The sequence below is a fragment of the Cupriavidus sp. IDO genome, assembly GCF_000812465.1.
In the GTDB taxonomy this organism is placed as follows: domain Bacteria; phylum Pseudomonadota; class Gammaproteobacteria; order Burkholderiales; family Burkholderiaceae; genus Cupriavidus.
Genome location: NZ_JWMA01000160.1, coordinates 27,071 through 53,802 on the forward strand (window position 1 = coordinate 27,071; position 26,732 = coordinate 53,802).

A 26,732-nucleotide genomic window follows, 5' to 3' on the forward strand; every position below is an offset into this window, starting at 1 on the left:
GCGGACAGGGGGCCGTGCACTACCCGGCGGCTTACACCGGCATGTTCATCATTTCCTGATACGCCTGCACCAGCCGGTTCCTCACCTGCACCCCCGTCTGGAACGACACGTTGGCCTTCTGCAGGTCAATCATCACATCATTGAGCGCCACGCCCGGCTTGCCCAGTTCAAACGCCTCGGCCTGGCCGTAGGCGCGGTCCTGGGCGGCGTTGATGCGGCCCAGCGAGCGCTGCAGCTCGCCGGCAAAACCGCCGCCGACCGGCGCCGCCGACTGGCTGGCGTTGTTGCCCGAGGCAACCTGGGACAGGCCGCGCAGTTGCTGCAGCATGCTTTCGATAGAAGAGATCGTGGTCATGTCAGTGGTTGAAGTCCATCGGGGAGCCTGGTCGCTCACATGCCGGCAGGCCTGCGCGCGGTTCTCACCCAGTTTCAGCCCCCGCAGCGTACCCGCCGCCCCCACCCCGCCATAGCCCGAATTCGGACGGAAAACCGGGCCTATTCACCCGATTGTCGGGCTCAAGTCTGGCCGATCATTGCCACCGTGCCGGAAAAGCGCGGGCTGCCGCCTTGCGCGTCCGGTCCGGAAACAGAACCCAGAACCCAATCAACTCGGGAGTACGCGTGTCTTCTCTGCAGCGTAATGTGAGCCTTGCAGGCGCCAGTGGCGGTCAACAGCGCCGGTGCGAGGCCGGGCCGGGAGCACGCGCATGACGGCGGCAGTCGCCCTGCCGGGCCGCTCGGCCGAAGTGATCGAGCGCCTCAAGGCCAACCCGAAGCTGCCCATGATGCTGGGCGGCGCGGCGCTGGCCGCCGCGATTGCCGTTGGCGTGCTGTGGTCGCGCAGCCCGGACTACAAGGTGCTGTACAGCAACCTGTCCGAGCGCGACGGCGGTTCGGTGATTGCCTCGCTGCAGCAGATGAATGTGCCGTACAAGTTCGCCGAAGGCGGCGGTGCGGTGATGGTGCCGGCGGACAAGGTCCACGAGACGCGGCTGCGGCTGGCGTCGCAGGGCCTGCCCAAGAGCGGCACCACGGGCATGGAGCTGATGGATAGCCAGAAGTTCGGCATCAGCCAGTTTGCCGAACAGGTCAACTACCAGCGCGGGCTGGAGGGCGAGCTGGCGCGTTCGATCGAATCGATCGCCGCGGTGCAGTCCGCGCGGGTCCACCTGGCCATCCCGAAGCCCACGCTGTTCGTGCGCGAGCGCCAGAAGCCCACGGCTTCGATCGTGCTGCAGCTCTACCCGGGCCGCGCCATCGACGAGGGCCAGGTCGCAGCGATCAGCCACCTGGTGTCGTCGAGCGTGCCGGAACTCACGCCCAAGGCAATCTCCATCGTCGACCAGCACGGCAACCTGCTGTCGAACAGCGGCAACGAGCGCATGCTCGACGCCACCCAGCTCAAGTACGTGCAGGCGCTGGAGCAGAACTACCTGAAGCGCATCGAAGCCATCCTCACGCCGATCGTCGGCAAGGACAATGTGCGCGCGCAGGTGACGGCGGACGTCGATTTCTCCGTCGTCGAGCACACCGACGAGAGCTACAAGCCCAACCAGGACCCCACTCGCGCCGCGATCCGCAGCCAGCAGACCAGCGAATCGAACCAGCAGGGCGCCACGACGCCGGGCGGCGTGCCGGGCGCGCTGTCCAACCAGCCGCCGGCCGCCGCCGCCGCGCCGGTCACCACGCCGCAGACGCCGCGTGCGGGCCAGGCTCCCGGCCAGGCCGGCGCACCCGCTGCGGGCCAGCAGGGCCAGGCCGCCCAGGGCACCAGCACCGCCGCGCCGAGCGGCCCTAGCAGCAATCGCCGCGACTCCACCGTCAACTATGAGCTGGACCGCACCGTGCGCCACGTGCAGCAGGCGCCGGGCGGCGTGCGCCGCCTGTCGGTGGCGGTGGTGGTCAATTACCGCCAGAAGGCCGATGCCAAGGGCAAGCCCGTGGCCGAGGCCCTGCCGCCGGCGCTGCTGGAGCAGATCCAGAACCTGACCAAGGAAGCCATGGGCTTCTCGGCCGACCGTGGCGACTCGATCAACGTGGTCAACAGCCCGTTCACGGTCGACCGCGAGATTACGCCCGAGCTGCCGTTGTGGAAGCAACCTGAAATGATCGAACTCGGCAAGACCGGCGCGGGCTACCTGCTGCTGGCACTGCTGGCGCTGTTTGCGTGGTTCAAGGTGGCGCGCCCGATCCTGCGCCGCTACACCGTCCCGCCGCTGCCCGCACCCACCGCCAGCGACGAAACCGAGGCCGTATTGCTGCCGCCGGAAGAGCCCGCGAATCCGGAAATCCTGCGGCTTGCCGCGAAGTATGAAAGCGATCTCGCCCTGGTGCGCGACGCCGCGCAACGCGACCCGCGCCTGGTTGCCAGCGTAATCAAGAACTGGATTGGCAATGACAACCGCTAAAGGCTCCTCCAAGGCAATCTCGGCTAGCGGCCTGCAGAAGAGCGCCATCCTGATGATGGCGATCGGCGAAGACGCGGCCGCCGAGGTGTTCAAGCACCTGTCCCAGCGCGAAGTGCAGGAGCTGGGCTCGGCCATGGCCACGCTCAGCTCGGTGACGCGCGAGGAGATGGCCGACGTGCTGGGCGAGTTCCGCAGCGAGACCGAGCAATACCTGGCGCTCAACGTGGATTCGAGCGCGTTCATCAAGAGCGTGCTGAACAAGGCGCTGGGCGAGGAACGCGCCCAGTCCGTGATCGAAGACATCCTCGAATCGCGCGATCCGGGCGGCGGCATCGATTCGCTGAACTGGATGGATGCCACGGCAATCGCCGAGCTGATCCGCGACGAGCACCCGCAGATCATCGCCACCATCCTGATCCACCTGGACCGCCAGAAGTCTTCCGAAGTGCTGGCACTGTTCACCGACCGCCTGCGCAACGACGTGATCCTGCGTATCGCCACCTTCGGCGGCGTGCAGCCGGGCGCGCTGCAGGAACTGACCGACGTGCTGACCAAGCTGCTGGCCGGCCAGAGCCTGAAGCGCAGCCGCATGGGCGGCGTGCGCACGGCAGCGGAGATCATCAACCTGATGAGCACCGCGCACGAAGAAGCCGTCATCGACGGCGTGCGCCTGCACGACGGCGACCTGGCGCAGAAGATCATCGACGAGATGTTCCTGTTCGAGAACCTGCTCGAGGTGGACGACCGCGGCATCCAGCGCGTGCTCAAGGAAATCGCCACCGAGTCGCTCATCGTCGCGCTCAAGGGCGCGCCGCAGGAGCTGCGCGACAAGTTCATCCGCAATATGTCCACCCGCGCCGGCGAAATGCTGCGCGAGGACCTTGACGCGCTGGGCCCGGTGCGCGTGTCGCAGGTCGAGGCCGAGCAGAAGGCCATCCTGCAGGTGGTAAGACGCCTGGCGGATGCGGGCGAAGTCCAGATCGGCGGAGGCGAGGATGCCTATGTCTGAAAGCGGTTTTACCGCGCGACGCGCGACGCGCGGCGAATCCCAGCCCGGCGGCAATGCCGCCAGGGCCGACGCGGGCGGCTTCACGCCGTTCGAGCCGCCGCGCCGCGCGCGCAGCGGCAACGGCTGGCAGCGCTGGCAGATGGACTCGCTCGATCCGCGCGACGCCTTGCAGGAATTCGAGCCGGCATTGCCGGCCGATCCGCCACCACCCCCCATCGATTTCGAGGCCCTCGAGGCGATGCGCGAAGGCGCACGCAAGGAAGGCTATGCGCAGGGCTATACCCAGGGCCAGACCCAGGGCTACGGCGACGGCCACCGCGAAGGCTATGCCCGCGGCCTGGAAGCCGCGCGCAATGAGGCTGCGCGCCTGCACGGGCTGGCTGACAATTTCCGCAAGGCGCTGGCGGGCGTGGACCAGGAGGTCTCTCGCACGCTGGTTTCGCTGGCGCTCGATGTCGCGCGCCAGCTGGTGCGCACCACCGTGGCCGAAGACCCGGCCGTGCTGCTGCCCGCCGTGCGCGAGCTGCTGACGAGCGAGCCGGCGCTGTCCGGTTCGCCGTGCCTGCTGCTCAATCCCGACGACGTCGCCCTGGTGGAAACCCATCTGAAAGGCGAGCTCGAAGCCGCCGGCTGGAGCATGCGCGCCGATCCGGCCGTGGAGCGCGGCGGCTGTATCGCCAGCGCTGCCAGCGGCGAGCGCGATGCCAGGCTCCCTACCCGCTGGACGCGCGTAGTCAAGGCGCTGGGCCGCGACGACGCGTGGGAGCCGCCGCATGCGTGACGCCGCCGTCGCCAGCCCGAACGTAGTCGATACGACCGATGCACCGCTGCAGCACACCCGGCAATGGGTGGACGCGCTGAACGGGGCATCGGCAGGCATCGCCGGCCTCGACAGCAAGCGCGCCTGCGGCCGCCTGACACGTGCGGCCGGTTTGGTACTGGAGGCCATCGGGTTGCGCCTGCCGGTCGGCAGCGATTGCCTGATCGAGCTGCCTGCCGGCCAGTTCAGCGCCGACTCCAACGCGCCCCGCACGGCCGAGGCCGAAGTGGTGGGCTTTGGCGCCGACCGGCTGTTCCTGATGCCGCAGTCCGACGTGGTGGGCCTGCTGCCCGGCGCGCGCGTCTATCCGCTCGAACCGTCTCCGCAACCGGCCGGCGCCTCCGGCCCGCGCGAGCCCGGCTCCAAGCGCCTGCCCGTGGGCGACGGCCTGCTTGGCCGCGTGCTGGACGCCGCCGGCCGCCCGCTTGACGGACTGGGGCCCATCAACGCCGCCATGGAAGTGCCGCTGGCGGGCGAGCAGATCAACCCGCTGATGCGCGCGCCGATCGAAACCGTGCTCGATACCGGCGTGCGTGCCATCAACGGCATGCTGACGGTGGGCCGCGGCCAGCGCATGGGCCTGTTCGCCGGCTCCGGCGTGGGCAAGAGCGTGCTGCTGGGCATGATGGCGCGCTACACCAGCGCGGACGTGATCGTGGTCGGCCTGATCGGCGAGCGCGGCCGCGAAGTGAAGGAATTCATCGAGAACATCCTCGGCCCCGAAGGCCGTGCGCGCTCGGTGGTGGTGGCCGCGCCCGCGGACACCTCGCCGCTGCTGCGCATGCAGGGCGCCGCCTATGCGACGCGGCTGGCCGAGTATTTCCGCGACCAGGGCCAGCATGTGCTGCTGATCATGGACTCGCTCACGCGCTATGCCATGGCCCAGCGCGAGATCGCGCTGGCCATCGGCGAACCGCCGGCCACCAAGGGCTACCCGCCCTCGGTCTTCGCCAGGCTGCCCACGCTGGTGGAGCGTACCGGCAACGGCCCCGAAGGCGGCGGTTCCATCACCGCCTTCTACACGGTGCTGACCGAAGGCGATGACCAGCAGGACCCGATCGCCGATTCGGCACGCGCCATCCTGGATGGCCATATCGTGCTCTCGCGCAGCCTGGCCGAAGCGGGCCACTACCCGGCCATCGACGTCGAGGCCTCGATCAGCCGCGCCATGACCGCGCTGATCTCGCCCGGGCAGTTTGGCTCGGTGCGGCGCTTCAAGCAGCTGATGTCGCGCTACCAGCGCAATCGCGACCTGATCAGCGTGGGCGCCTACGTGCCTGGCAACGATCCCGAACTGGATCTGGCGATCCGGTTGCATCCCCGCATGGAAGCCTTCCTGCAGCAAGACATCCACGAGCGCGCCGGCTACGGCGACTCGGTCGGGCAGCTGCACAGTCTCTTCGACAGGAGTGAACATGCCTAAGCATTCTCCGCTCAACACGCTGGCCGACCTGGCCCAGAGCGATACCGACGCCGCCGCGCGCGAACTGGGACGGCTGCAGGGGCTGCGCACCCAGGCGGAGCTGCAGCTCAACCAGCTTACGCAGTACCGGCAGGAATACCGCACCCGCATGCAGGTGGTGGCAGCCGAAGGGATGACCTCGAGCCGCTGGCACGATTTCTCGCGCTTCCTGGATTCGCTTGACCACGCCATCCGCCAGCAGACCACGGCGCTGGCCAAGGCCGAGGCCGACTTGCTGGCCGGCCGCAACCACTGGCAGCACCAGAAGCGCCGCGTGAATTCCTTCGACACCCTGATCGCCCGCGCGGACGCCCGCGAAGAGCAGGTTGCCGCCCGCCGCGAGCAGCGTGCCAATGACGAATATGCCGCGCGCCTGGCGCGCACGGCGCCCAGCCGCCTGAGCTGAGCGCATCGGAACCGCACCAAGCCATGATCGATATCAGCCAGATTGTCAGCAACGCCGCCGTCAAGGCAGACCTGTCGCGCCGCCCTGTGGCCGATGCCGGCGCCGATGCCTTCGGCAGCGCCCTCTCGCGCGCGAAGGATAGCGGCAAGCCCGCGGCGCCGGACTGCGCCACGCGCAATGCCAGCGACAGCCAGGATGCCAGCCGCAAGGCCGACGCAAAGGCGGCGCAAAATGACGCCGGCAATGCGGGCAGCAAACCCGCTGAGACCACCCAGGCCAGCAGTGCTGCCCCGGTGCGCAAGGACAAGAAGAAGGAGGACGACGATGCTGCGTCGGCCCAGGTAAATGACGCTGCGGCCGCGGCAGCTGCCGCGCTGGCGGCGCTGCTGCCCGCAGCGCCCGTTCCGGCTCCGGCCGCCACGGCCAATGACGCTGGCACCGCCGTGAGCGCCGCAAGCAGTGGTCTGGCCGCCCTGCAAGGCACGCCCACCGCACAGGCAGATGCCACCGCCGCGCAGCCGGATCCGGCGCTGAAGACTGCCGATCTGCAGGCCGATGCCAGACCGCTGTCGGCCACCGCCGTCGCCACGCAGGCCGCAACCCCCACGGTGGCCGACACGCTCGCCACCATTGCCTCGCAGCGCGCCGCGTTGCAGTCGAAGGATTCCACCCAGTCCGCTACGGCCGACGCCGGCAAGAATGCGGCGGCACCCGTGGCCCTGGCCTCGCTGCAGGATGCGCGCGGCCAGTCGGCCGGAGGCCAGCAGGACGCCGGCATCGGCCAGCCGAAGCAAGGCGTGCTGGCGCCGGTCGAAGGCGCCGCGCAGGACAGCAAGCCCGCCGCACCTTCGTTCGCCGCCGCGCAGCTGGCCGCACGCACCGGCGAATCGACCGATACGTCGGCCGCCGCCAACTCCGCGCCGGCAATCGCCGCCCATCTGGCCGGCCAGACCCCGGCCGCGGCACCTGCTGCCATTGCCGAAGCTGCCCGCCCGGTGGTGGCGCCGCCGCTGAACGACACGCAATGGCCGCAGGCACTCGGCCAGCAGATGATCCGCCTGACCACGCAGGGCAACAACAGCGCCGAACTGCAGCTGAACCCGCCCAACCTGGGACCGCTCAAGGTGGTGCTCAACGTCGTCAGCGACCAGGTGCAGGCGCAGTTCGTCTCGCCGCACCAGGCCGTGCGCGCCGCCGTGGAAGCGGCGATTCCGCACCTGCGCACCGCGCTGTCGGAGAACGGCATCCAGCTGGGCCACACCTCGGTGGGCGCGGATGGCTTTGCCGGCCAGGCCGGCAACGGCCAGCAGCAACAGGCCAATAGCGGCGGACGCGGGAATCCGGGCTTTGCACAGGGCGCCACCTTCGGCTCCGAGGCCGCCGTCACCGCTACCCCCGCCACGCCTGCGCCGCAGCGCACCCTGGCGCGCGGCGAAGTCGACACCTTCGCCTGACCCGGCCGCGGGGCGCCGCACGCCCCGTTCCGGCCTGTTTTCGGGACCGTGCCTTCTGCTTCGCGCGAAGGGCAGGAGTACCCCACAAGGCACCTGCCGAATTCCACCGCAAGCAGCGGATACCGGCAGGCGCCGTTCGTCCCTATCATGTGGCTGATGGCTGAAAACGCCCTGAGCCCCCATGACCTTCGACCTCTTCGACAACCTCGATGATCCGGATCACGCCGGACGCCGCGCCGAGCCCCTGGCCGACGGCGCCGTCGTGCTGCGTGCGCAGGCGCGTGACGCCGCGCCCCGGCTGCTCGAAGCCGTCCACGCGATTCTGGCCAGCGCCCCGTGGCGCAACATGATCACGCCGGGCGGCCTGCGCATGTCGGTGGCCATGACCAACTGCGGCGGTGCCGGCTGGGTCTCGGATGCAAACGGCTACCGCTACGACTCGCTCGATCCCTTGAGCGGCCGCCCGTGGCCCGCCATGCCGGAGATCTTTCTCGAACTTGCAACGCAGGCGGCAGCCCTGGCGGGCTTTCCGGACTTCATGCCGGATGCCTGCCTGATCAATCGCTACGTGCCCGGCACGCGGCTGTCGCTGCACCAGGACCGCGATGAGCGAGACCTGCGCGCGCCAATCGTGTCGGTGTCGCTCGGACTGCCCGCGGTGTTCCTGTTCGGCGGCCAGCGTCGCGCCGACCGTCCGGCGCGCGTGCGGCTGGTGCATGGCGACGTGGTGGTATGGGGCGGTCCGGCGCGGCTGACCTTTCACGGCGTGGCGCCGCTGGCGGATGGCGATCACCCGCTGCTGGGGCGTGAGCGGATCAATCTGACGTTTCGCAAGGCGTTGTAGGACCGGGCTCACCAGCACTCGCGTGCCAGCCGTCCGCTCCCCTCCCCCGCCTGCTGGAGGGGAAACACAAAGACAACACAAAGACACCGGTTGCACTTTGAGCGCGGTTTTCTACAGTCAATGGACTGCACCGCTCGCTAACGCTCAAAGGACCCTCCCATGCATCTCGACGGCTCATGCCATTGCGGCGCCATTCACTTCTCGCTGGAATCCAACTCGCCCTATCCGTTCATGCACTGCCACTGCTCGATTTGCCGCAAGACTGCGGGCAGCGGCGGTTATGCGATCAACCTGGGCGGTGATGCGGACACGCTGCGCGTACGCGGCAAGAAGCATCTCGGGATCTATCACGCCGTGATGCGCGAGCCCGGCAAGCGCGCCACGCGTTCGCCGGCACAGCGGCATTTCTGCCTCAAATGCGGCAGCGCGCTCTGGCTGTGGGACCCGCGCTGGCCGCACCTGGTGCATCCGCATGCCTCGGCCATCGATACGCCGCTGCCCAAGCCGCCGGAAGTCGTGGAGGCGGCGCTGGACTTTGCGGCGCCATGGGTCGATGTGCCGCGCGGTAAAGGGCACGTGCATTGCGGCACGTGGCCGGCGGAATCGCTGGAGGACTGGCATCGCAGGCATGGCCTGCTCTCCGTGTAGAGGCGCCGGCCCCTCCTTGCGTGCCGCTTACGCCGGCAGGAAGCCCTCCACCGTCAGGTACCGTTCCCCGGTGTCATAGTTGAAGCCCAGCACTCGCGCATTGGCCGGCAGCTCAGGCAGCTTCTGCGCAATGGCGGCCAGCGTCGCACCGGACGAGATGCCGACCAGGATGCCCTCTTCCCGCGCGCAGCGGCGAGCCATCTCGCGGGCCGGCTCGGCGTCGACCTGGATCACGCCGTCCAGCAGCGAGGTATCGAGGTTCTTCGGAATGAAGCCGGCGCCGATGCCCTGGATCGGGTGCGGGGCCGGCGCACCGCCGGAGATGACCGGCGAGGCTACCGGCTCCACGCCGAACACCTTGAGCTGCGGCCACTTGTCCTTGAGCACGCGGGCGCAGCCGGTCAGGTGCCCGCCGGTGCCGACACCGGTGATCAGCACATCCAGGCCTTGCGGGAAGTCGGCGATGATTTCCTGCGCGGTGGTGCGCATGTGGACATCCACGTTCGCCGGGTTCTCGAACTGCTGCGGCATCCAGGCGCCGGGCGTAGCGGCTACCAGTTCCTGGGCGCGCGCGATCGAGCCCTTCATGCCCTTCTCGCGCGGGGTCAGGTCGAAGGTGGCGCCGTAGGCCAGCATCAGTCGCCGGCGCTCGACCGACATGCTGTCCGGCATCACCAGGACCAGCTTGTAGCCCTTCACGGCGGCGACCATGGCCAGGCCGATGCCGGTATTGCCCGAGGTCGGCTCGATGATGGTCCCGCCCGGCTTGAGCACGCCGCGGCGTTCCGCATCCTCCACCATCGACAGCGCGATGCGGTCCTTGATCGATGCGCCGGGGTTCGAGCGCTCCGACTTGATCCAGACCTCATGGCCGTTGCCGAACAGGCGGTTGATGCGAATGTGCGGCGTATTGCCAATGGTCTGCAGGATGTTGTCTACCTTCATCGTCTTCTCCGGAAGTGGGCTGCGTGGGGTGCTGCGGCACGGCTGTGTCACGGCATGGATCGAATGCTGCGGCGATTTTAGTGCAATGCGCCACGTGACCCGCTCGCGTATGATTGAACCCGCCCTCCGATCCACCGCGATTCGCCCCCGCATCACCGCCGCCCCCGCAATGTCTGGACATTTCCTGCTGTCTTCCCTGCTGATCTTCGGACTTGGTGGTTTGCTCGGCGCGGTAGGCGGCCTGTTCGGGATCGGCGGCGGACTGATTGCGATACCCGCGCTGGGGCTGCTCTACGGCATGGACCAGCAGCTCGCGCAGGGCACGGCGCTGGTGATGATCGCGCCCAATGTGCTGATCGGCTTCTGGCAATACCGGCGGCGTGCCGATATCGCGCTGCGTACCGCGCTGGTGCTCGGGCTGTCGGCGGTGCTTGCCACCTATGTGTCGGCGAAGCTTGCCACCGCCATGGATGCGCAGCTGCTGCGCCGCATCTTCGCTATCTTCATGATCGGGCTGGCGCTGTATTTCCTGTGGCGGCTGCTGCCGGGAAGGGCGGCCACCGTGCAACAGGCGCGCGTATCGCAGCGCTGGATCCCGGCGCTGGGCGTGGTGGGCGGGGCATTTTCCGGCTTGTTCAGCGTGGGCGGCGGTGTGGTGGCCGCGCCGGCACTGGTGGGGCTGTTCGGCTTCCGCCAGGCCGCGGCGCAGGGCCTGGCACTGGCGCAGGTGACCCCGGGCGCGGTGGTGGCGCTGGCCACCTATGCCCATGCCGGGCATGTGGACTGGGCCAGCGGCATTCCGCTTTCGCTGGGCGGCATGCTCACCATCTCGTGGGGCGTGGCCCTTGCGCACCGCATGCCCGAGCGGCGGCTGCGGGCATTGTTCGCGCTATGCCTGATCGCGACTGCGGTCATCATGCTCGTGCGCGGTTGAAATCCTATTTCCGAAACACCAGGCTGAAGTTGTTGGCCGGCATCGGCACCGGCTCGTCGCAGCGCATCCCTTGCGCAGCGCCCAGCGCAATCACGGCCTCCATATCGCGCACGCCCCATTCCGGATCGGTCGCGCGCAGCTGCGCATCGAAGGCGGAATTGCTCGGCGCCGTGTGCGCGCCATCGCGCCGGTACGGGCCATAGAGGAACAGCACGCCCCCTTCGCCCAGCACCTTGCCGGCGCCGTCAAACAAGGCCTGCGTCGCGGCCCACGGCGAAATGTGGATCATGTTGATGCAGACCACCGCCTGCGCGGCTTCGATGCCCCAGGGCTGGCTGCAGACGTCCAGCGCCAGCGGCGCACGCACATTGGACAGCCCGGCATGCGCCGTCCAGGCTGCAATCGACGCCCGCGCCGCCGCATCCGGATCGCTCGGCTGCCACGTGATATCGGGAAACGCCGCCGCGAAATGCACCGCGTGCTGGCCCGTGCCGCTGGCGATCTCGAGCACCGTGCCGGACGCCGGCAATACTTTGCGCAGCACGGCAAGGATGGGCTCGCGGTTGCGCTCGGTGGCGGGGGCCATGCGGCGGGCATCCGGGTCGTTGCTCTGGCTGGTCATGTCGGGTCCTGTAGCGTGTGGGCTCGGCGAGGCTGCACCGTTCATGGGTGAAGCCTAGCAGAGTCGCGGGGCCTGACGCCGGGAAACAGGTACTATCGGCCTCCCCTGCCATCGCCCCCCGCACCCACATGTCAATCACGCCGGAACTCCTGCAGCTCGCGTACGAGCGCTTCCTTGCGGATCACCCGAATGTCGTCTCGCTGCTGAATGCGATCACCGAGCGGCACGCGCGCGCTGCCGGAATGACGCTTGAGGCATTCCAGCGTGCCGAGCTGGAGCGTGCCGTTGCGCGCGAGGCGCGCCTGCGGCACCTGAGCCCCGATGCCCTGCTGCGAACCTACCTGGCCGGACCGCAGGCTGCGCCCCCAAAGCGCGCCGGCTGAATTCAGCCCGCCAGCCGCTCCGTATCCGGCATGACGAAGCGATGCTCGATCAGTGACTGGCGCGGATGGTAATAGCGCAGTCCGGTGTCGTGACGAACGGCGCCGGCGGCGCACGGAGACGGGCTACCTGAACGTCGCTGCCCAGTAAGCCTCGACCTGCTTCACAAGGCCCTGCGGCAGGGCCACGTAATGCTCGGCCGCTGCATCCGCCTGCCCCTCCAGCAATGCCCAGCGGAAGAACGCAAGCGCGTCCTTGGTGCCCACGTTGCCCGCGGCGCGCGGCATCAGCACGAACACAACGCCGGCGATGGGCCACGCATCGGGGCCCGAGGCGTTGGTCAGGACCTGATAGAAATCCGACCCGGGGCTCCAGTCCGCCGCGGCCACCGCCGCGCTGAAGGTGTCACGCGAAGGCTGCACGTAGATGCCGTCGCGATTCTGCACCGAGGTATAGGGCAGCCTGCGCTGCAGCGCGTACGTCAGCTCGACATAGCCGATCGTGCCCCGGACATTGCGGATGTACGTGGAAACGCCCTCGTTGCCGCTGGCACCAACGCCTGCCGGCCATTTCACCGTCGTGCCCGCGCCGACGCTTGCCTTCCAGCCAGGGCTGACTTTCGACAGGTAGTCTGTCCAGTTGAAGGTGGTGCCCGAGCTGTCGCTGCGATGCACGACCACGATCTTCTGGTCAGGAAACGCAAAGCCCGGATTTGCCGCGGCGATGGCCGGATCGTTCCAGTTCGCTATCTTCCCCTGGAAGATAGCGGCCAGCAGGACACCGGTCATGCGGATCTGGCCGGGCCGGATGCCTTCAAGGTTCACCACAGGCACGACGCCGCCCACCACGATCGGGAACTGCGCGAGTCCGGCCGTGCGCAGATCCTCAGGCCGGAGTGGCATATCTGTGGCGCCGAACGTTACGCTGGCTGACCGGATCTGCCGGATGCCGTTGCCCGATCCGGTTGGCTGGTAGTTGATCTGCTGGCCGGTCCTGGCGTAGTACGTGGCCGCCCACTTGGACATCAGCGGATAGACGAACGTGGAGCCCGCGCCTGTCACCTCGCCGGCCGTTGCGCTCGCAACCGCCGCGAGAGACAAAGCCAGTGCAACCATATGCCGGCATGCCGCACGGAAAAAGCCTGCCTTGCCATCGCCTGATCTGATCATGATTTTTCTTCCTTCTTCCGGCCGGGCCGGTGCAGCACTCCGGCAATTCAGGCTAGCAGATGCAGCGCGCAACAGGGGCAGAAGAAGAGGCTGGCGGACACACGGAGGCGTCAAAGCCGCGCATCGGAAACAAAAGAGGCCGTCCTGGTGGACGGCCTCTCATACCCCCGCGACAAAAAGACCTCAATGGCCGTCTCCGGTGTCTTCGGGGACACGCGTGAAACACATTGGCCGAGGCCACATCCTGGACAGTTGACGCGCTATTCACTGCTTGTTCGCGCCGTCCGAACAGCTCGCTATTGTGACGCTGTCATATGACAGGCATATTTCAACGCGATGCGCGATGCACCGGGCTCCATCATGCCTTCTTCACGTATGAACTGCACCAGCCGTTGCCCGAAACCTGCTTGCCGGGGAAGAGCGGGCAGCCGCCCCACGCATCGCCGGCCTTTCCCTGGAACAACTGACAGTTACCGCATTTCTGGCTGGCCTCATGTTTCGGGAACTTGGCCTTGTCGACCTTGGTGGTGTCATGCCGGTACCCGAGCGCAACCGCCTGGGGATCGGCTTCGTCCACTTTTGCCGCTTGCGCATTGGCCTGCGGTGTCTCGATGCCGGCAACAGCGATTGCCACGACGCCCGAGACGCCCCTCAGGAATGTTCGGCGAGTGGTCATGGTGTACCTCCTGATGTGAGAACGCTGGCGCCCCGGTGCGGGCTGGCCAGTCATCGGAGATGCGGCCGGGATGTCAGAAGCGCCGGCGGATGCCCTGTGCCGGTGGCAGCACGCGCGCTGGCCGGCAGATATGTTTTCTGCATAGTAGTCGGCAGTCAGCGATAGTCAATGCGGCGGCGGACCGCTTGCGCAAGCGCACATCCATCCTGCACACGGTCAGTCCGCCGTGATCTTTCCCACCTCGATGACCTTCTTCCAGCGGGAAAACTCCGACGCCTGGAATGCAGCGAACTGTTCCGGAGTATTCGCGACAATTTCAAAGCCGACCTCGAGCAGCTTTGACTTGACCGCCGGATCATTGAGCGCGGCCACGGTGGCGGAATGCAGCTTCGCCTTGATGTCCGCAGGCAGGCCTTTGGGTGCGGCAACCGCTTGCCAGGAGTAGACCGTCACGCCCTTGATGCCGGACTCGTCCATGGTGGGAACATCGGGCAGGATCGGCGATCTCTTCGTACTCGTGATGGCGAGCGCGCGCAGCTTTCCCGCCTTGATATGCGGGACCGCGGTATTGATGTTCATGAAGGTGGCGTCGACCTGTCCGCCGAGCAGGTCATTCATTGCCGGCGCGCCGCCCTTGTACGGAACGTGGACGCCGGTCGTGCCGGTTTGCTGCCAGAACAATTCCACGGTGAGGTGGTCGCTTGTACCGTTTCCAGCGGAAGCGAACGTCACCTTGTCGGGATTGGCCTTCTCGTAGGCGATGACATCCCGAATGGTCTTGAAGCGCGAGTTGGCAGGCACCGCCAGGACGTTCGGCGCCTGCACGGCGACGCTGATGTAGTCGAAGTCCTTGAGCGGATCGTAGCCCGCGTTCTTCGAGAGATGCGGGCCGATGACGAACGGGCCCAGCGACGAGACGAAGACGGTGTAGCCATCGGCCGGCGCACGCTTGACGGTGGCGGCACCGATCATGCCGGCCGCGCCGGGGCGGTTGTCGACCACGAAGCTGCCGCCGAACTGCGCCTGGAACTTTGCGCTCAGTATGCGCGCGACATTGTCGGTCGAGCCGCCTGCGGGGAAGGGAACCAGCACGGTGACGGGCTTCTCGGGCCACGCCGCCTGCGCCCCCGTCATGGCTACCGTCATCAGCACGGACGCAATCAGCTTTTTCATGTTCTGTCTCCTTTGTTTTAGGTATGACGGCATACGTCAGGCACGGTGAACGAATTCCGCCTGGTGCCGCGTCCAGGCACGGGCCTGCTCACTGATCGTGATGCCCAGGCCCGGCCGCGTCGGCACGATGATCCGGCCGTTCTGGATCTCCAGCCGCTCGTTGAACAGGGGCTCCAGCCAGTCGAAGTGCTCGACCCACGGCTCGCGGGGATACGCTGCGGCAAGGTGCACGTGCAGTTCCATGGCGAAGTGCGGGGCGATCATCAGGCCTGCGTGCTCGGCCAGCGCTGCAACCTTGAGGAAAGGGGTGATGCCCCCCACCCGTGGCGCATCCGGCATCAGGTAATCGGCGGCGCGATGACGGATCAGGTCCCAGTGCTCGGCCGCGCTCGTGAGCATTTCGCCCGTCGCGATCGGGGTATCGAACTGCGTCGCCAGCGCGGCATGGCCCTCGTGGTCGTAGGCGTCGAGCGGCTCTTCGATCCAGACAAGGTTGAAGGACTCGAAGGTCCGGCACATGCGTTGCGCCGTGGGGCGATCCCACTGCTGGTTGGCGTCGACCATCAGCGGCACCGCATCGCCGAGCCGCTCGCGCACGGCCGCCACGCGCTTGATGTCGCGCGCCCCGTCGGGCTGGCCCACCTTCAGCTTGATGCCGCCGATGCCGCGCTCCACCGAGGCTGCCGCATTGACCAGCAACTGATCCAGCGGCGTATGCAGGAAGCCCCCCGAGGTGTTGTAGCAACGCACGGCGTCGCGGTGGGCACCCAGCAGCTTTGCCAGCGACAGGCCAGCCCGTTTTGCCTTCAGGTCCCAGAGCGCGACGTCGAATGCCCCAATCGCCTGTGTCGACAGTCCGCTGCGCCCGACTGACGCGCCGGCCCAGCAGAGCTTGTCCCACAGCTTCGCGATGTCATTGGGGTCTTCGCCGATCAATGCCGGGGCAATTTCACTGGCGTGCGCGAACTGGCCCGGGCCGCCGGCGCGCTTGGCGTAGCTGAAGCCAATGCCTTCGTGGCCGCGCGTCGTGCGGATCTCGGCAAACAGAATGGCCACCTCGGTCATCGGCTTCTGCCGGCCCGTCAGCACCTTGGCATCGCTGATCGGCGTGGCCAGCGGCAGGTAGCACGACGAGAGCCGGATCCAGGCAATGGTATCGGTCGCTTGTGCGGTAGGAGTCGTCACGGAATGCCCCGCAATGGAAAGAAGTGAATCGGGCCGCGGTCCTTGCATACTCAAAATGATAACGTTATCATTTTTGGGCGAACGAGATTGATATAATCCATCCGTCATACGCCATTTCACGCGGCTTAAGTCCTCTCAGCCGGCAATGTGCCGCTGCTTGAGGGAATGGATCGAATGCTAACGTTGTCATTTTGGATCGTCAACCGTCCGCGTCGACGTTGCCGGTAGCGATTTACCCTGAGTCAGAACCCCGCATGACGATTACGAATCCGCCGAAATCCGTGACATTGCACGACGTCGCGCGCGAGGCAGGCGTCTCGCTGATCACCGCCTCGCGCGCACTCAGCAATCCCGGCATGGTGTCGGAGAAGACCATTGCGCGGGTTCAGCAGGCCGTGGAAGCGACCGGCTATATCCCCAACCTGCTGGCCGGCGGGCTGAAGTCGAAGCGAAGCCTGATGGTCGCGGCACTCGTTCCGAATATCGCGGTGGCGCAGTTCCTGCCGACGGTCAAGGCGCTGACCGACGCCCTGGACGCGGCGGGCTACCAGTTGATTCTGGGGCAGACCGGCTATGACCACGCGCGGGAAGAAGCCTTGCTGGGCACGATGATCAGCCGGCGCCCGGACGGCATCGTCGTGACGGGGCTGGTCCACTCCCAGGCTGCCCGCGAGCGCTTGCGCCGGGCGGGCATCCCGGTCGTCGAAACCTGGGATCTCAGCGATCGCCCTGTCGACATGACCGTGGGCTTTTCCCACGTGAAAGTCGGCAGCGCAATCGCCGGCTTCTTCCTTGGCAAGGGATGGCGCCACCTGGGTATTGCTACCGGCGATGATCACCGCGCATCGGTACGGCGTGAAGGCTTTGTCTCGACGGTCGGGCATGACGTTCCCACCGTCGTCGTGCCTGCGCCGAGCAGCCTGGCGCTGGGCCGTCAGGCTCTTGCCGGACTCCTGGAAAAGGATCCTCGGATCCAGGCCATCTACTGCAGTTCCGACCAGCTTGCGCAAGGTGTCATGGTCGAGGCGCTCGCACGCGGGCTGCGCATTCCCGAGGATCTTGCGATCTGCGGCTTCGGCGATGCCGATTTCGCCGCACACCTGAATCCGTCGTTGACGACGGTGCACGTGGATGGCGCGGCCATCGGCGCGCTGGCGGCGCGCTTGTTGCTGGACCGCTTCCGCGGCAAGCCCATCACCCAGCCTGTCATCGACGTCGGCTTTCGCATCGTCGAACGCGCGTCGACGTGACGGAACCGCGTCATGGCGCGGCGGGAAAGCGCCAGTGGTATTGAATGCCGTTGCTGGTTGCTACAATCGCCGGCATGGCAATGGCCAGGAGGCTCGTGATGACCGACGACGAACGCGCAATTCGCGATCTGGTGGACACCTGGATGTCCGCAAGCAAGGCCGGAGATACCGAAAAGGTGCTGAGCCTGATGACCGACGATGTCGTATTTACCGTGCCGGGTCAGGAGCCGTTCGGCAAGGCGGCCTTCGCCGCCGCCTCGGCGGCGCAGCAGGGCATGCAAATCGAGGGCACTTCCGACATTGTCGAGCTGCAGGTGCTCGGCGAGTGGGCCTTCATACGCAACTACATCGAGATCGCGGTGACGCCGCCTGGCACGACGCAGGCCGTGCGGCGCGCGGGCTACACGCTTACCCTGCTGCGCAAGGACGCGAACGGCCGCTGGCTGCTCGCGCGCGATGCGAACCTCGTGACCGCGAAGGCATAGTGCTGCGTGCGCCGGCGAGGTACCGGCAGACCACAGGCGTGCACAAATGAAGACGCTACTGATCATCTACCACACGATGACCGGGGGAACGCAGCAGATGGCCGAGGCCGCGGCCGACGCAGCGCGCGCGCAGTCCGGCGTCGCGGTGAAGCTGCAGCGCGCGTCCGAGACCAGCCCGGACGATGTGCTGGCCGCGGACGGCTATCTCTTCGCCACGCCGGAGAACCTGGCTGCGATGTCCGGCCTGATGAAGGACTTCTTCGACCGCTGCTACTACGCGGCGCTTGACCGCCTGAATGGCCGTCCGTACGCGGCCATGATCTGTGCCGGCAGCGATGGCCAGAACGCGCTGCGCCAGGTCGAGCGAATCGCCACCGGCTGGCGCCTCAACAGCGTGGCGCCAGGCCTGATCGTCTGCACCCATGCGCAAACGCCGGAACGCATCCTCGCACCCAAGACGATCGGCGCCGACGACCTTGAGCGCTGTGCCGAGCTTGGTGCAGGACTGGCGGCTGGTCTTGCGCTTGGCGTCTTCTGATTCAGCCCTAGAACCCGTTTCATAATGAAGAAGGGGACCCTTTTTCATTGTGAAACGGGTTCTAGGGCAATTGCCTTCGGTTCTGCGAGCTTGCCGAGGACGAGTCCGGCCAGCCCTGCTTCAGCGCGGCCTGTTCGCGATGTTTTCCGTCGCGGCGCGCAGTCGATCTTCCTGCGCCCGCAGTTCCGGGGTGAATTCAGCGCCGAAGTCCTCGGCCTCGAACACCGGACGAATCTCGATTTCGGATTCGCCTTCCATGGGATTGGGGCAGCGTTTGACCCATTCGATGGCTTCTTCCATCGACTTGACCTGCCACAGCCAGAACCCGGCAACGAGTTCACTGGTCTGCCTGAAAGGTCCATCGACCACAGTCCGCTGGCTGCCCGAAAAGCGCACCCGTTTTCCCCTGATACTCGGGTGCAAGCCTTCACCCGCGAGCATCACGCCCGCCTTGACGAGCTCTTCATTGAAATTGCCCATGGCGGCAAGGAGTTCCGTGCTGGGCATCTTTCCGGCTTCGGACTCGCTTGTCGCCTTCACCATCACCATGACACGCATCGCCGTTTCTCCTTGAGGGAGTCGTTGGCGCCACACGGCCCAGCAATCAAATCAGGATCGACCGTTGGCCGTGGCACTACGACCAACAAGGATAGGTGATATCCGGACCGCCTTCAAAGGCCCGGCGACTTCGTCCTTGTCATGCAAGACCGCGGAATGCTGAACCGCGGCGGCACCGGCCAGGTAACCGATGATCTGGCCGGTGCCGCCGCCTTAGTCGGGATTTGCAGCGGGAAGAAGATCACGCCGTAGTGGCTCGCGCTGGTGCTGCGCGCGGGCGGCCCGCATGTCGCTGTCGTCAGCGTTCTCGTACACCGCCACGGCGATGCCGGTCATGGAGGCCTGATAGTAGTCGCGGTGCATGCATTCGATACGGCTGGACATCGCGCCGCGCATCACCGGTTCAGACCAACGACCCTGTGAGCCTTGAAATCGTGCGGGGCATCGTATATTTTCCAGAAGCCTCTTTAGGGTTGCCGCAGTGCGAACCAGTGATCGATCGTCGGACTCGATAGTATTCTTCACGGTGAGCGGATTCGCGGCAGATCACAGCCGATCAGGCATGTCCCGAACCGAAGGGTCAGGCAACCCGGTCCCCTGAGGTTTGCGCGTGATTACCGCGCGGTTACTCGTCGCTGCGCCCTTGCGCCTGCTCATCAAAAGGAGCTGCCATGGATGCAGTCAGGACATTGCTCGAAACCCAGCCCCTGCTCACGCTGTTTCTCACGGTCGCCCTGGGCTATGTCGTCGGCGAGATCAGCATCAAGGGCGTGTCCCTCGGGTCGGGCGCAGTGCTGTTCGTGGGACTGGCGATCGGCGGATTCGCGCCCAAGTCAGCGCCGCCGGCGCTGCTCGGCACGCTTGGGCTTCTGCTCTTTCTCTACGGGATCGGGATCCAGTACGGCGACCAGTTCTTCAAGGGCCTGACGAGCTCCGACGGCCTCAAGGCCAACGCAGCCGCGGCGCTTGGGGTCATCGGCGCCGGGCTGGTGTCGGTCGCGCTCGTGCCGCTGTTCGGCGTGAAGCTCGACGAATCGCTCGGCATGTTCGCCGGCTCCGGCACCAGCACGGCGAGTCTGCAGGCCGCGATGGCAGCCATGAAGAGCGACGGCGCCACGGTGGGCTACAGCGTCTCGTACCCGTTCGGCGTGGCAGGGCCGATCCTGTTCCTGTATTTCCTTAGCGCAGTGCTCAAGCCAAATATCGAGCGGCCGCCGCCGAAGCTGATCGAAACCGCCGAGATCGCCCTGAGGAACCCCGCGTTCATCGGCTCAAGACTGTCAGAGCTTTTGGCGCGCATGCCGGCCGGCCTGGCGATCGCCGCCGTGCGCCGCGAACACCACAATCGGCCACCCGCAGACGATCTGGTCCTGCAGGCGGACGATGTCCTGCTCGCGACCGCCACGGACCCGGCCGTGCTGCGCGAAGCCACGACGCTGTTCGGAGAGTTGCAGCCGGGCCGCATGGCGAGTCATCGGGAGGATCTGGACTATATGCGCGTGTTCGCTTCGAGCCGGTTCGTGGTCGGGCACACGCTGGGCGACATCCGTTTTCCCGAGGGCGTGGTCTGCTCGATCGCCCATGTGCGCCGGGGCGATGCAGACCTGATGCCGAACCATGATCTCATCCTCGAATTCGGCGACCGCGTCGGCCTGCTCGTCAATCGCGCCCACCTGAAGTCGATCCGTGCGCTCTTTGGCGATTCCATCAAGGGGACCGCCGAGCTGAGCTTCATCTCGATCGGCACCGGCGCGGCCCTCGGGCTGCTGGCCGGCCTGATTCCGCTGCCGATTCCCGGCGTCGGCAAGCTGGCCCTCGGGCTCGCCGCGCTGCTTCTGGTCGCCCTCGTCCTTGGCCGGGTGCGCCGCTTCGGGCCGTTTGTCTGGACGATGCCGCTCTCGGCCAACCTGGTCCTGCGCAACTTCGGCCTGACCATCTTCCTTGCGCAGGTAGGCATTGCCTCAGGGCCGAAGTTCTTCGCCACCATCGGCGTGACCGGCGCGTCCTTCCTGCTGTACGGCGTGGCGATCCTGCTCGCCCTGGTCGTGATCACGGCGCTCTTCTGTCTGTGGATCTTCAGGCTGCCGTTCGATATGACAGTGGGTGTGATCAGCGGAGCGACCGGCAACCCCGCGATCCTTGCCTTTGCCAATCGCGTCGCGCCGACCGACCGCCCCGACATCGGCTACTCGATGATTTTCCCGTCGATGACCATCGTGAAGATCCTGTTCGTGCAGATCGCCGCCACCCTGGCAGGCGGATAGCGCGGCGCAATTTACGCGAATCCCTGAACCCCGATTCGCCGCGGAGGCACATCATGGAAATAGCCGTCTTCAGCGCAAAGCCCTACGATCGTGAATATCTCGATGCCGCGAATGCGGAGGCAGGCCATCACCTCAAGTACTTCGAGGTCCCACTGGACAGCACAACGGTCGGCCTCGCCGCGGGCCACGACGCCGTGTGCATCTTCGTCAATGACCGGGCCGATGCGGCCGTGCTGGAAGCGCTCGGGCAGGGCGGCACGAGGCTCGTCGCGCTGCGCTGCACCGGGTTCAACAACGTCGATCTGAAAGCGGCGCAAGGTCTCGGCATCAAGGTGGTCCGCGTGGTTGACTACTCGCCCAATTCGGTCGCCGAACATGCGGTCGCCTTGCTGATGGCAATCAATCGCAAGATTCACCGGGCCTACAACCGCACGCGCGACTTCAATTTCTCGCTCGACGGACTAATGGGCTTCGATATGTGCGGCAAGACGGTCGCCGTGATCGGCACGGGCAAGATCGGGCGCGTCTTCGCCAGAATCATGCTGGGGTTCGGCTGCAATGTGATCGGCTATGACAAGTTCCCGTCGCCCGAATTCGAAGCCCTGGGGGCGCGCTACGCGGAGCCGGGGGAAATCGGCGAGTGTGCGGACACCATCTCGCTGCACTGCCCGCTCACGCCCGGAACCCATCACATCATCGACGCCGACATGTTGTCGCGCGCCAAGCGCGGGGCGTTGCTGATCAACACGAGCCGCGGCGCGCTCATCGACACGGAGGCGGTCATCGACGCGCTGAGGAGCGGGCAGCTGGGCGGGCTCGCGCTCGACGTGTATGAGCAGGAGGCAGGCCTGTTCTTCCGCGACCTGTCCGGCACCATCATCACCGACGACGTGCTCCAGCGGCTTATCACGTTCCCGAACGTGATCGTGACGGGGCACCAGGCCTTTCTCACGCGCGAAGCCGTGACGACCATCTGTGAAACGACCTTGCGCAGCGTGACGGAGTTCGAGACGGGCAAACCGCTCACCAACGAGGTCAGCGCCAGCTGAACGCAACGCGCCCAAAGGCATGTGCCGCCGCGCGCCCACGCCGAGCGCGCGCGAGCAGCAAAAACGGCGGGCTACAGCCCGCCGTTTTGCTTCCTGGCGACCCCTCAGGACCGATCAGGCCTTCGCCAACTTCACGCTCGTCGGATCCGCGGTCAGGTAGCCAACCGAAGAACCGAACTTGTCCTTGTAGCTGGCGCGCACCAGCGGGTCGAGCGTGGGCTTAACCTTGTCGTGCAGCGGCGATTCCCAGTCACCCACATGCTGGAAGTTGCTCATGACGTAAGTCCAGCCGTTGATCTCGTCCACGGCATGCAGACCGGTGGACTCGGCGCCCGCCGGGCACGACAGCACGCGGCTGAGCACCTTGGTGTCGACGTTGTAGGCCCACAGGAAGTTGTTGACGTGGGTGTTGCTGTCTTCGCCGATAAACAGCGTACGCAGCTTCTCGGAGAACTTCAGGTTGTCCGGCGTGGCGATCTTGTCCGGGTTGGCGAAGTTGCCCAGTGCGTCCTGCTGCAGCATCTTGCCGCCGCCCAGGTCTTCGCTGACCAGCGCCGGCACGGCGGCCATGTCGACCGGCACCCATTCGCTGCTGATCGCTGCACCGCCCTTGTCGGACTGGCCGCCCTTCAGGTTCAGCTCGTACACGGCGCCCGAGTACGGGCCTTCGACCTGGATGTCGCCGGCGTTGGCGGCGTTGCCCCTGAGCATGCTGGCCTCGATGCGCGACATCGCCGAGTAGGCCTTCTTGTCCTTGATGTTGACCGTGGTGCCTTCCATCTTGGTGAAGCCCAGGCTGCCGCCGACGAAGGCGGCGTAGCGATGGGTTTCGAGGAAGGCGGCAGCCTTTTCCATGCCCGGCACCAGCTTGATCCAGTTGGGCTTGCCGTTGTAGAGGATGCGGGTGTAGCTGCTGTCGAACGGGTCGCCGGTCTGCACGTCCATCATGTCGGCGAGCCGGATGCCGCCGTCAACCAGCGCGCGGATCTCGGCACTGGTGGCGTGGCCCAGCTTGATCCACGACAGCGTGGCGGAACCCGGGCCAACGCCCGAGACCTGGGTCCACTTGGCCACGTACAGCGTGCCGCTCGACAGGTCGCGGGCCTGGTCGGCGATAAAAAGGAACAGGCCGCCATTGGTGGCGTCGTCGCCCATCAGCACGGTGCGCTCGTCGGGCATGACCTGCACCAGCTCGTGCGAGATGCGGCCCAGGCAGTAGTGCTTCTTGATGGAGCCGGTGCCGTCCGGATTGACGGTCACTTCCGGCAGGTGGCCGTAATTGTAGGCATTGGCCTTGTTCGGATCGCCATAGAGGTTCTGGCTGTAGTTCTGCAACTGGGTCACGGCCGAGGCGGTCTTCAGGTCCGTCTCGTACTCTTCGCTCGACAGGTGCGTGTTCCACGGCGACAGGCTGGCGCCGCAGGTAATCCACAGACCGTTGACACCTGACGTATCGACGTTGTGGTACTTCACCGGCGTCAGCTTGCCGGTGGCCGGATCCTGGTCCAGCGTCACCACCGCGATCGGCGACGGCAGCAGGCCGTACATGCTGACCTTGTTCTGATTGACGCTGGTGTACTCGAACTGCACCACGGCAAACACGGTATTGCCCTTGACGCCCGGCACGGTCGGATTGGCCAGCGTCAGCAGGGAACTGCCGTCGGGGGCATCGGAGAAGAACTGGCGCTCCTTGCCCGCGACCGACGTGTCGATGATCGGCTGGTTGTTGATGTTGTAGTAGCCGCCGGCAACCACGGTGCCGCCCTTGCCGTCCGGCAGCGTGTCGCCGGTCATGAAGAAGGGCTGGTAGGCCAGCTTGTAGGTCTGGCTGCTGCCGTCGCTGAACGAAACCTTCAGGCTTGAACCCACCGTGGTAGTGGCCATCGCGGCCGGGTCGGCCAGCGTGGGCGCGCTCATGCCGGTGAATTCCGCGGTGGTGAAGGTGGCGCTGGCCGACGGGCCGGGGTTCGGTGCGGGTACCGGCGCGGCAACAGCGTCATCGCTACCGCCACATCCGCCTGCCAGCAGGCCGGCGGATGCCAGGCCTAGCGGCAGCAAAGGCGCACCGGCGATGATTCGGAGGGCCTTGCGGCGGGCAGCATCTGGTTTCTCAAGCATGGTCTTTTCCGGGGGAGAAGGGATGTCATGGCGATACGCCCCAACGGACGTCCGGCCTGAATGCCTGCTTGTTAAGACAGGCAACGCGCATCCTATTGACCTTGTGTGACAGAAAGTTGACGACGAACCACAAACCTCCCACTGGGCGGGTTCTGTGTCCCGGCTGCGGTAAACTCACCAGTTGCCCGGCGGCCCGACGCGCGCCGGCAGCCTTGCCATCCGCCTTTTTCTGCCAACTCCGCTTGCCCACCTATACCCTCGCCGCCACCGTCGAAGCGGATATCGAAATCCGCAAAAGCCGCTTCCTCGCGCTGGCCGTTCCCGTTGCCGACCGCAATGCCGCCATGTCGGTGCTGGCGTCGCTGCGCGCGCAGCATCCCACCGCCACGCATGTGTGCTGGGCCTTGCTGGCCGGCGGCGAATCGGGCATGTCCGACGACGGCGAGCCTTCCGGCACGGCCGGCCGGCCCATCCTGGAAGTGCTGCGGCACCATGACCTGGACGGCGTGCTGGCGGCGGTGGTGCGCTACTACGGCGGCGTGAAGCTGGGTGCGGGCGGGCTGGTGCGAGCCTATACGGATGCCATCGCCGCCGCGCTGAAATCCGCCCAGCGCATCGAACGCATTGCCTACGCGACACTTGCTGTCGAGATCGATTACGCCGATGAACCGCGCGTGCGGCGCTGGCTGGACCAGTCGGCGCAAGACGGCTGCTCGCTCCAGGAAACGGCGTACGGCGCCAGCGCGCGGCTGGTGATCCGGCTGCCGGCCTCGATGCGCGACGCCGCGCGCGACACGCTGCGCGACGCCACGCATGGCCGCGCGCAGTTTCCGGAGCAGGAAGATGATGAACATGGTCGCTGAGCCGCACCACGCCCCCGTGGAAGACAGCGCCGAATTCACCGTGCGCATGGTTCCGCACGGCGCCACCTTCACCGCGCCCGCCTCGCTAAGCCTGCTCGAGGCCGCGCTGCTCGAGGGCGTGGCGCTGCCCAGCTCCTGCCGCAACGGCACCTGCCGCACGTGCGTGAGCCGCCTGCACACCGGCACGATCCGCTACCGCATCGAATGGCCGGGCCTGAGCCCCGACGAGAAGGAGGAGGGGTTGATCCTGCCGTGCGTGGCCTGTGCGACGAGCGATGTAGTGATCGAGCCGGTCGGGTTGGGCTGACGACTGCCTTCAATCAATCCCCAACCCATTCACCGAAAAAAACCGCAACGCAATCTTCAACGCATCCGGGCCACTCGGATCCGAGAAAGCCTGCCCGGCACTGCCTCCGCTCCACGCGTGCCCCAGCCCGTCGATCCTGACCAGCCGGATATAGGGCAGGCCATCCGCGATCCAGTCGATCACATCCACCGCCCGCCGGGCTCCACGCTGGACGCGGCGCGATGGCAGCGCAGCCGGCGCGGGGGCACCGGGCGGCTGCAGATCCAGCCACAGCGACGCCGCCGCGGTGGCATTGCCGAAGCCAACCACGGCATCGGCATCGCCATGCAGCAGCAACAGCGGCGGCGGACGGCGTCCGGCCAGCAACAGTCGTAGCGTAGTCAGCGCCTGTGCGTCCGGCCTGCGTTGCCCGCGCATGGCGCGCGCCGCCTGCGCGGCGTTGGTGGCGCTGTATGGCACTGCGCCGGAATGCGAGCCCACCGCGACAAACCGCTCCGGGTAGTGCAGGCCAAGCATGAGCGCCATGGCGCCGCCCGCCGAAAGCCCCAGCGCGCTGATCCGCCCGGAGCGGATCGGGTACCGCTGGCGGACATGATCGATCATCGCCATCAGCAGCGTGGTCTCGCCACCGCCTTGCGCGGCGGGCCGGAACCAGTTCCAGCAGCGCTGGGCGTTGGCCTGGACCGGCTGCTCGGGCATCAGGACCACGCAACGCGCCACCCGGGCCGCGGCGGCGGCTCGCGTGGCCACGGCAAAGCTGGCCGAGTCCTGCCCGCATCCATGCAGCAACACCAGCATCGGTGCCGGCCGCGACGCCGTGACGCCGGACGGGATAAAGATGCGGTAGCGGTGCTGGGCAAGCAGCCCCAGGCCCCACACACCCTCTTCCCAGCGCCCGCTCCCGCGCCCGCCAGGAGCCAGCGCGGGCGACACCACACCGGACAGCGCGCGCTGCGCGGCGCGGGTCATGGCCGTGGACTGCCTGACCGCATGGCGCACGATGGCGTCGGTCATCGGCCTGGCCACCGCCTTCGCCACCACGCGCTGCATGCGCCGGGCATTGCGCGCCGCGCTCTTGTTGAGCGCCGCCCATAGCTTTGCTCCGCTGCTCCTGCCGCGTCCCATGCCTCTGGCCTCCCGCCCGGTCGTCGATGCCGGATTCGT

At 66.8% G+C, this 26,732-nt stretch carries 28 protein-coding genes; 17 read left to right on the forward strand and 11 right to left on the reverse strand.

All coding sequences use genetic code 11. The features are described 5' to 3' along the window. Window positions 1–31: 31 nt before the first annotated feature. Window positions 32–355: a flagellar hook-basal body complex protein FliE gene (gene fliE, locus RM96_RS30020; RefSeq protein WP_039015379.1), complete on the reverse strand. Its 324-nt coding sequence runs from the start codon at window positions 353–355 to the stop codon at window positions 32–34. Between the two features lie 352 nt (window positions 356–707). Here fliE and fliF point away from each other — a divergent pair, with 352 nt between their 5' ends. The 8 genes from fliF (at window position 708) to RM96_RS30060 (ending at window position 9,051) form a co-directional block, all read left to right on the forward strand. Continuing rightward, window positions 708–2,408: a flagellar basal-body MS-ring/collar protein FliF gene (fliF, locus tag RM96_RS30025; protein ID WP_039015380.1), complete on the forward strand. Its 1,701-nt coding sequence runs from the start codon at window positions 708–710 to the stop codon at window positions 2,406–2,408. Beyond that, window positions 2,395–3,417: a flagellar motor switch protein FliG gene (fliG, locus tag RM96_RS30030; RefSeq protein ID WP_039015381.1), complete on the forward strand. Its 1,023-nt coding sequence runs from the start codon at window positions 2,395–2,397 to the stop codon at window positions 3,415–3,417. The genes fliF and fliG overlap by 14 nt, the downstream gene beginning before the upstream one ends. Further along, window positions 3,404–4,198, forward strand: coding sequence for a flagellar assembly protein FliH (gene fliH / locus RM96_RS30035; RefSeq protein ID WP_039015382.1), 795 nt, complete (start codon window positions 3,404–3,406; stop codon window positions 4,196–4,198). Before fliG ends, fliH begins: the two co-directional genes overlap by 14 nt. Further along, window positions 4,191–5,660: a flagellar protein export ATPase FliI gene (gene fliI / locus RM96_RS30040; protein WP_039015383.1), complete on the forward strand. Its 1,470-nt coding sequence runs from the start codon at window positions 4,191–4,193 to the stop codon at window positions 5,658–5,660. Before fliH ends, fliI begins: the two co-directional genes overlap by 8 nt. Further along, entirely contained in the window at window positions 5,653–6,105 is a 453-nt protein-coding gene (gene fliJ, locus RM96_RS30045) for a flagellar export protein FliJ (RefSeq protein WP_039015384.1), read from the forward strand. Before fliI ends, fliJ begins: the two co-directional genes overlap by 8 nt. Before the next feature lie 23 nt (window positions 6,106–6,128). After that, window positions 6,129–7,559 (forward strand): flagellar hook-length control protein FliK, encoded by a 1,431-nt coding sequence (locus tag RM96_RS30050; protein ID WP_039015385.1) that lies wholly within the window; start codon window positions 6,129–6,131, stop codon window positions 7,557–7,559. A gap of 181 nt (window positions 7,560–7,740) precedes the next feature. Beyond that, on the forward strand, window positions 7,741–8,403 hold the full coding sequence (alkB, locus tag RM96_RS30055; protein ID WP_039015386.1) for a DNA oxidative demethylase AlkB: 663 nt from the start codon (window positions 7,741–7,743) through the stop codon (window positions 8,401–8,403). Between the two features lie 159 nt (window positions 8,404–8,562). Then, window positions 8,563–9,051: a GFA family protein gene (locus RM96_RS30060; RefSeq protein ID WP_039015387.1), complete on the forward strand. Its 489-nt coding sequence runs from the start codon at window positions 8,563–8,565 to the stop codon at window positions 9,049–9,051. 27 nt (window positions 9,052–9,078) lie between these two features. On the opposite strand, the gene cysK is transcribed toward RM96_RS30060, so the two are convergent. Further along, window positions 9,079–9,996, reverse strand: a complete 918-nt coding sequence (gene cysK / locus RM96_RS30065) for a cysteine synthase A (protein WP_039015388.1) — start codon at window positions 9,994–9,996, stop codon at window positions 9,079–9,081. A gap of 169 nt (window positions 9,997–10,165) precedes the next feature. On the opposite strand from cysK, the gene RM96_RS30070 reads away from it, so the two are divergent. Beyond that, entirely contained in the window at window positions 10,166–10,930 is a 765-nt protein-coding gene (locus tag RM96_RS30070; RefSeq protein WP_039015414.1) for a sulfite exporter TauE/SafE family protein, read from the forward strand. A gap of 4 nt (window positions 10,931–10,934) precedes the next feature. Here the strand turns inward: RM96_RS30070 and RM96_RS30075 are convergent, their stop codons facing one another. Then, the gene (locus RM96_RS30075; RefSeq protein WP_039015389.1) at window positions 10,935–11,552 is read right to left on the reverse strand and encodes a DUF938 domain-containing protein; all 618 of its coding nucleotides are present in this window, start codon (window positions 11,550–11,552) and stop codon (window positions 10,935–10,937) included. 128 nt (window positions 11,553–11,680) lie between these two features. Here RM96_RS30075 and RM96_RS30080 point away from each other — a divergent pair, with 128 nt between their 5' ends. Beyond that, window positions 11,681–11,935 carry a DUF6388 family protein gene (locus RM96_RS30080; RefSeq protein ID WP_039015390.1) on the forward strand — a complete coding sequence of 85 codons (255 nt, stop codon included), beginning with the start codon at window positions 11,681–11,683 and terminating at the stop codon, window positions 11,933–11,935. 123 nt (window positions 11,936–12,058) lie between these two features. Here RM96_RS30080 and pstS read toward each other — a convergent pair whose 3' ends face one another. The 4 genes from pstS to RM96_RS30100 form a co-directional block, all read right to left on the reverse strand. Then, window positions 12,059–13,102 (reverse strand): phosphate ABC transporter substrate-binding protein PstS, encoded by a 1,044-nt coding sequence (gene pstS, locus RM96_RS30085; protein WP_082016787.1) that lies wholly within the window; start codon window positions 13,100–13,102, stop codon window positions 12,059–12,061. Window positions 13,103–13,460: 358 nt separating this feature from the next. Continuing rightward, window positions 13,461–13,778, reverse strand: a complete 318-nt coding sequence (locus RM96_RS30090) for a high-potential iron-sulfur protein (protein ID WP_039015391.1) — start codon at window positions 13,776–13,778, stop codon at window positions 13,461–13,463. Between the two features lie 216 nt (window positions 13,779–13,994). After that, window positions 13,995–14,951 carry a Bug family tripartite tricarboxylate transporter substrate binding protein gene (locus RM96_RS30095; RefSeq protein WP_039015392.1) on the reverse strand — a complete coding sequence of 319 codons (957 nt, stop codon included), beginning with the start codon at window positions 14,949–14,951 and terminating at the stop codon, window positions 13,995–13,997. A gap of 36 nt (window positions 14,952–14,987) precedes the next feature. Continuing rightward, window positions 14,988–16,244: an L-talarate/galactarate dehydratase gene (locus tag RM96_RS30100; RefSeq protein WP_443112287.1), complete on the reverse strand. Its 1,257-nt coding sequence runs from the start codon at window positions 16,242–16,244 to the stop codon at window positions 14,988–14,990. Window positions 16,245–16,390: 146 nt separating this feature from the next. Here RM96_RS30100 and RM96_RS30105 point away from each other — a divergent pair, with 146 nt between their 5' ends. The 3 genes from RM96_RS30105 to RM96_RS30115 all read left to right on the forward strand — a co-directional run bounded on the left by RM96_RS30105 (window position 16,391) and on the right by RM96_RS30115 (window position 18,409). After that, window positions 16,391–17,386 carry a LacI family DNA-binding transcriptional regulator gene (locus RM96_RS30105; protein WP_039015393.1) on the forward strand — a complete coding sequence of 332 codons (996 nt, stop codon included), beginning with the start codon at window positions 16,391–16,393 and terminating at the stop codon, window positions 17,384–17,386. Between the two features lie 98 nt (window positions 17,387–17,484). Beyond that, complete coding sequence (locus tag RM96_RS30110; RefSeq protein WP_039015394.1) at window positions 17,485–17,871, forward strand: SgcJ/EcaC family oxidoreductase; 387 nt, start codon at window positions 17,485–17,487, stop codon at window positions 17,869–17,871. 46 nt (window positions 17,872–17,917) lie between these two features. After that, window positions 17,918–18,409, forward strand: coding sequence for an NAD(P)H-dependent oxidoreductase (locus RM96_RS30115; protein WP_039015395.1), 492 nt, complete (start codon window positions 17,918–17,920; stop codon window positions 18,407–18,409). A gap of 120 nt (window positions 18,410–18,529) precedes the next feature. Here RM96_RS30115 and RM96_RS30120 read toward each other — a convergent pair whose 3' ends face one another. Both RM96_RS30120 and RM96_RS30125 read right to left on the reverse strand, forming a co-directional pair. Next, entirely contained in the window at window positions 18,530–18,967 is a 438-nt protein-coding gene (locus RM96_RS30120; protein WP_039015396.1) for a YciI family protein, read from the reverse strand. A 213-nt stretch (window positions 18,968–19,180) separates the two neighbouring features. Then, the gene (locus RM96_RS30125; RefSeq protein ID WP_443112288.1) at window positions 19,181–19,351 is read right to left on the reverse strand and encodes a hypothetical protein; all 171 of its coding nucleotides are present in this window, start codon (window positions 19,349–19,351) and stop codon (window positions 19,181–19,183) included. 287 nt (window positions 19,352–19,638) lie between these two features. On the opposite strand from RM96_RS30125, the gene RM96_RS30130 reads away from it, so the two are divergent. Both RM96_RS30130 and RM96_RS30135 read left to right on the forward strand, forming a co-directional pair. After that, on the forward strand, window positions 19,639–21,231 hold the full coding sequence (locus RM96_RS30130) for an aspartate:alanine exchanger family transporter (RefSeq protein WP_039015398.1): 1,593 nt from the start codon (window positions 19,639–19,641) through the stop codon (window positions 21,229–21,231). A gap of 53 nt (window positions 21,232–21,284) precedes the next feature. After that, a complete protein-coding gene (locus RM96_RS30135) occupies window positions 21,285–22,280 on the forward strand; it encodes a 2-hydroxyacid dehydrogenase (RefSeq protein ID WP_039015399.1) in 996 nt (331 codons plus the stop codon). 114 nt (window positions 22,281–22,394) lie between these two features. On the opposite strand, the gene RM96_RS30140 is transcribed toward RM96_RS30135, so the two are convergent. Continuing rightward, on the reverse strand, window positions 22,395–24,398 hold the full coding sequence (locus RM96_RS30140; RefSeq protein ID WP_039015400.1) for a PhoX family protein: 2,004 nt from the start codon (window positions 24,396–24,398) through the stop codon (window positions 22,395–22,397). 242 nt (window positions 24,399–24,640) lie between these two features. On the opposite strand from RM96_RS30140, the gene RM96_RS30145 reads away from it, so the two are divergent. Both RM96_RS30145 and RM96_RS30150 read left to right on the forward strand, forming a co-directional pair. After that, complete coding sequence (locus RM96_RS30145; RefSeq protein WP_039015401.1) at window positions 24,641–25,261, forward strand: IMPACT family protein; 621 nt, start codon at window positions 24,641–24,643, stop codon at window positions 25,259–25,261. Beyond that, window positions 25,242–25,568 carry a 2Fe-2S iron-sulfur cluster-binding protein gene (locus tag RM96_RS30150; protein ID WP_238587473.1) on the forward strand — a complete coding sequence of 109 codons (327 nt, stop codon included), beginning with the start codon at window positions 25,242–25,244 and terminating at the stop codon, window positions 25,566–25,568. The genes RM96_RS30145 and RM96_RS30150 overlap by 20 nt, the downstream gene beginning before the upstream one ends. 9 nt (window positions 25,569–25,577) lie before the next feature. Here RM96_RS30150 and RM96_RS30155 read toward each other — a convergent pair whose 3' ends face one another. After that, window positions 25,578–26,693, reverse strand: coding sequence for an extracellular catalytic domain type 1 short-chain-length polyhydroxyalkanoate depolymerase (locus RM96_RS30155; RefSeq protein WP_039015402.1), 1,116 nt, complete (start codon window positions 26,691–26,693; stop codon window positions 25,578–25,580). Window positions 26,694–26,732 lie beyond the last annotated feature (39 nt).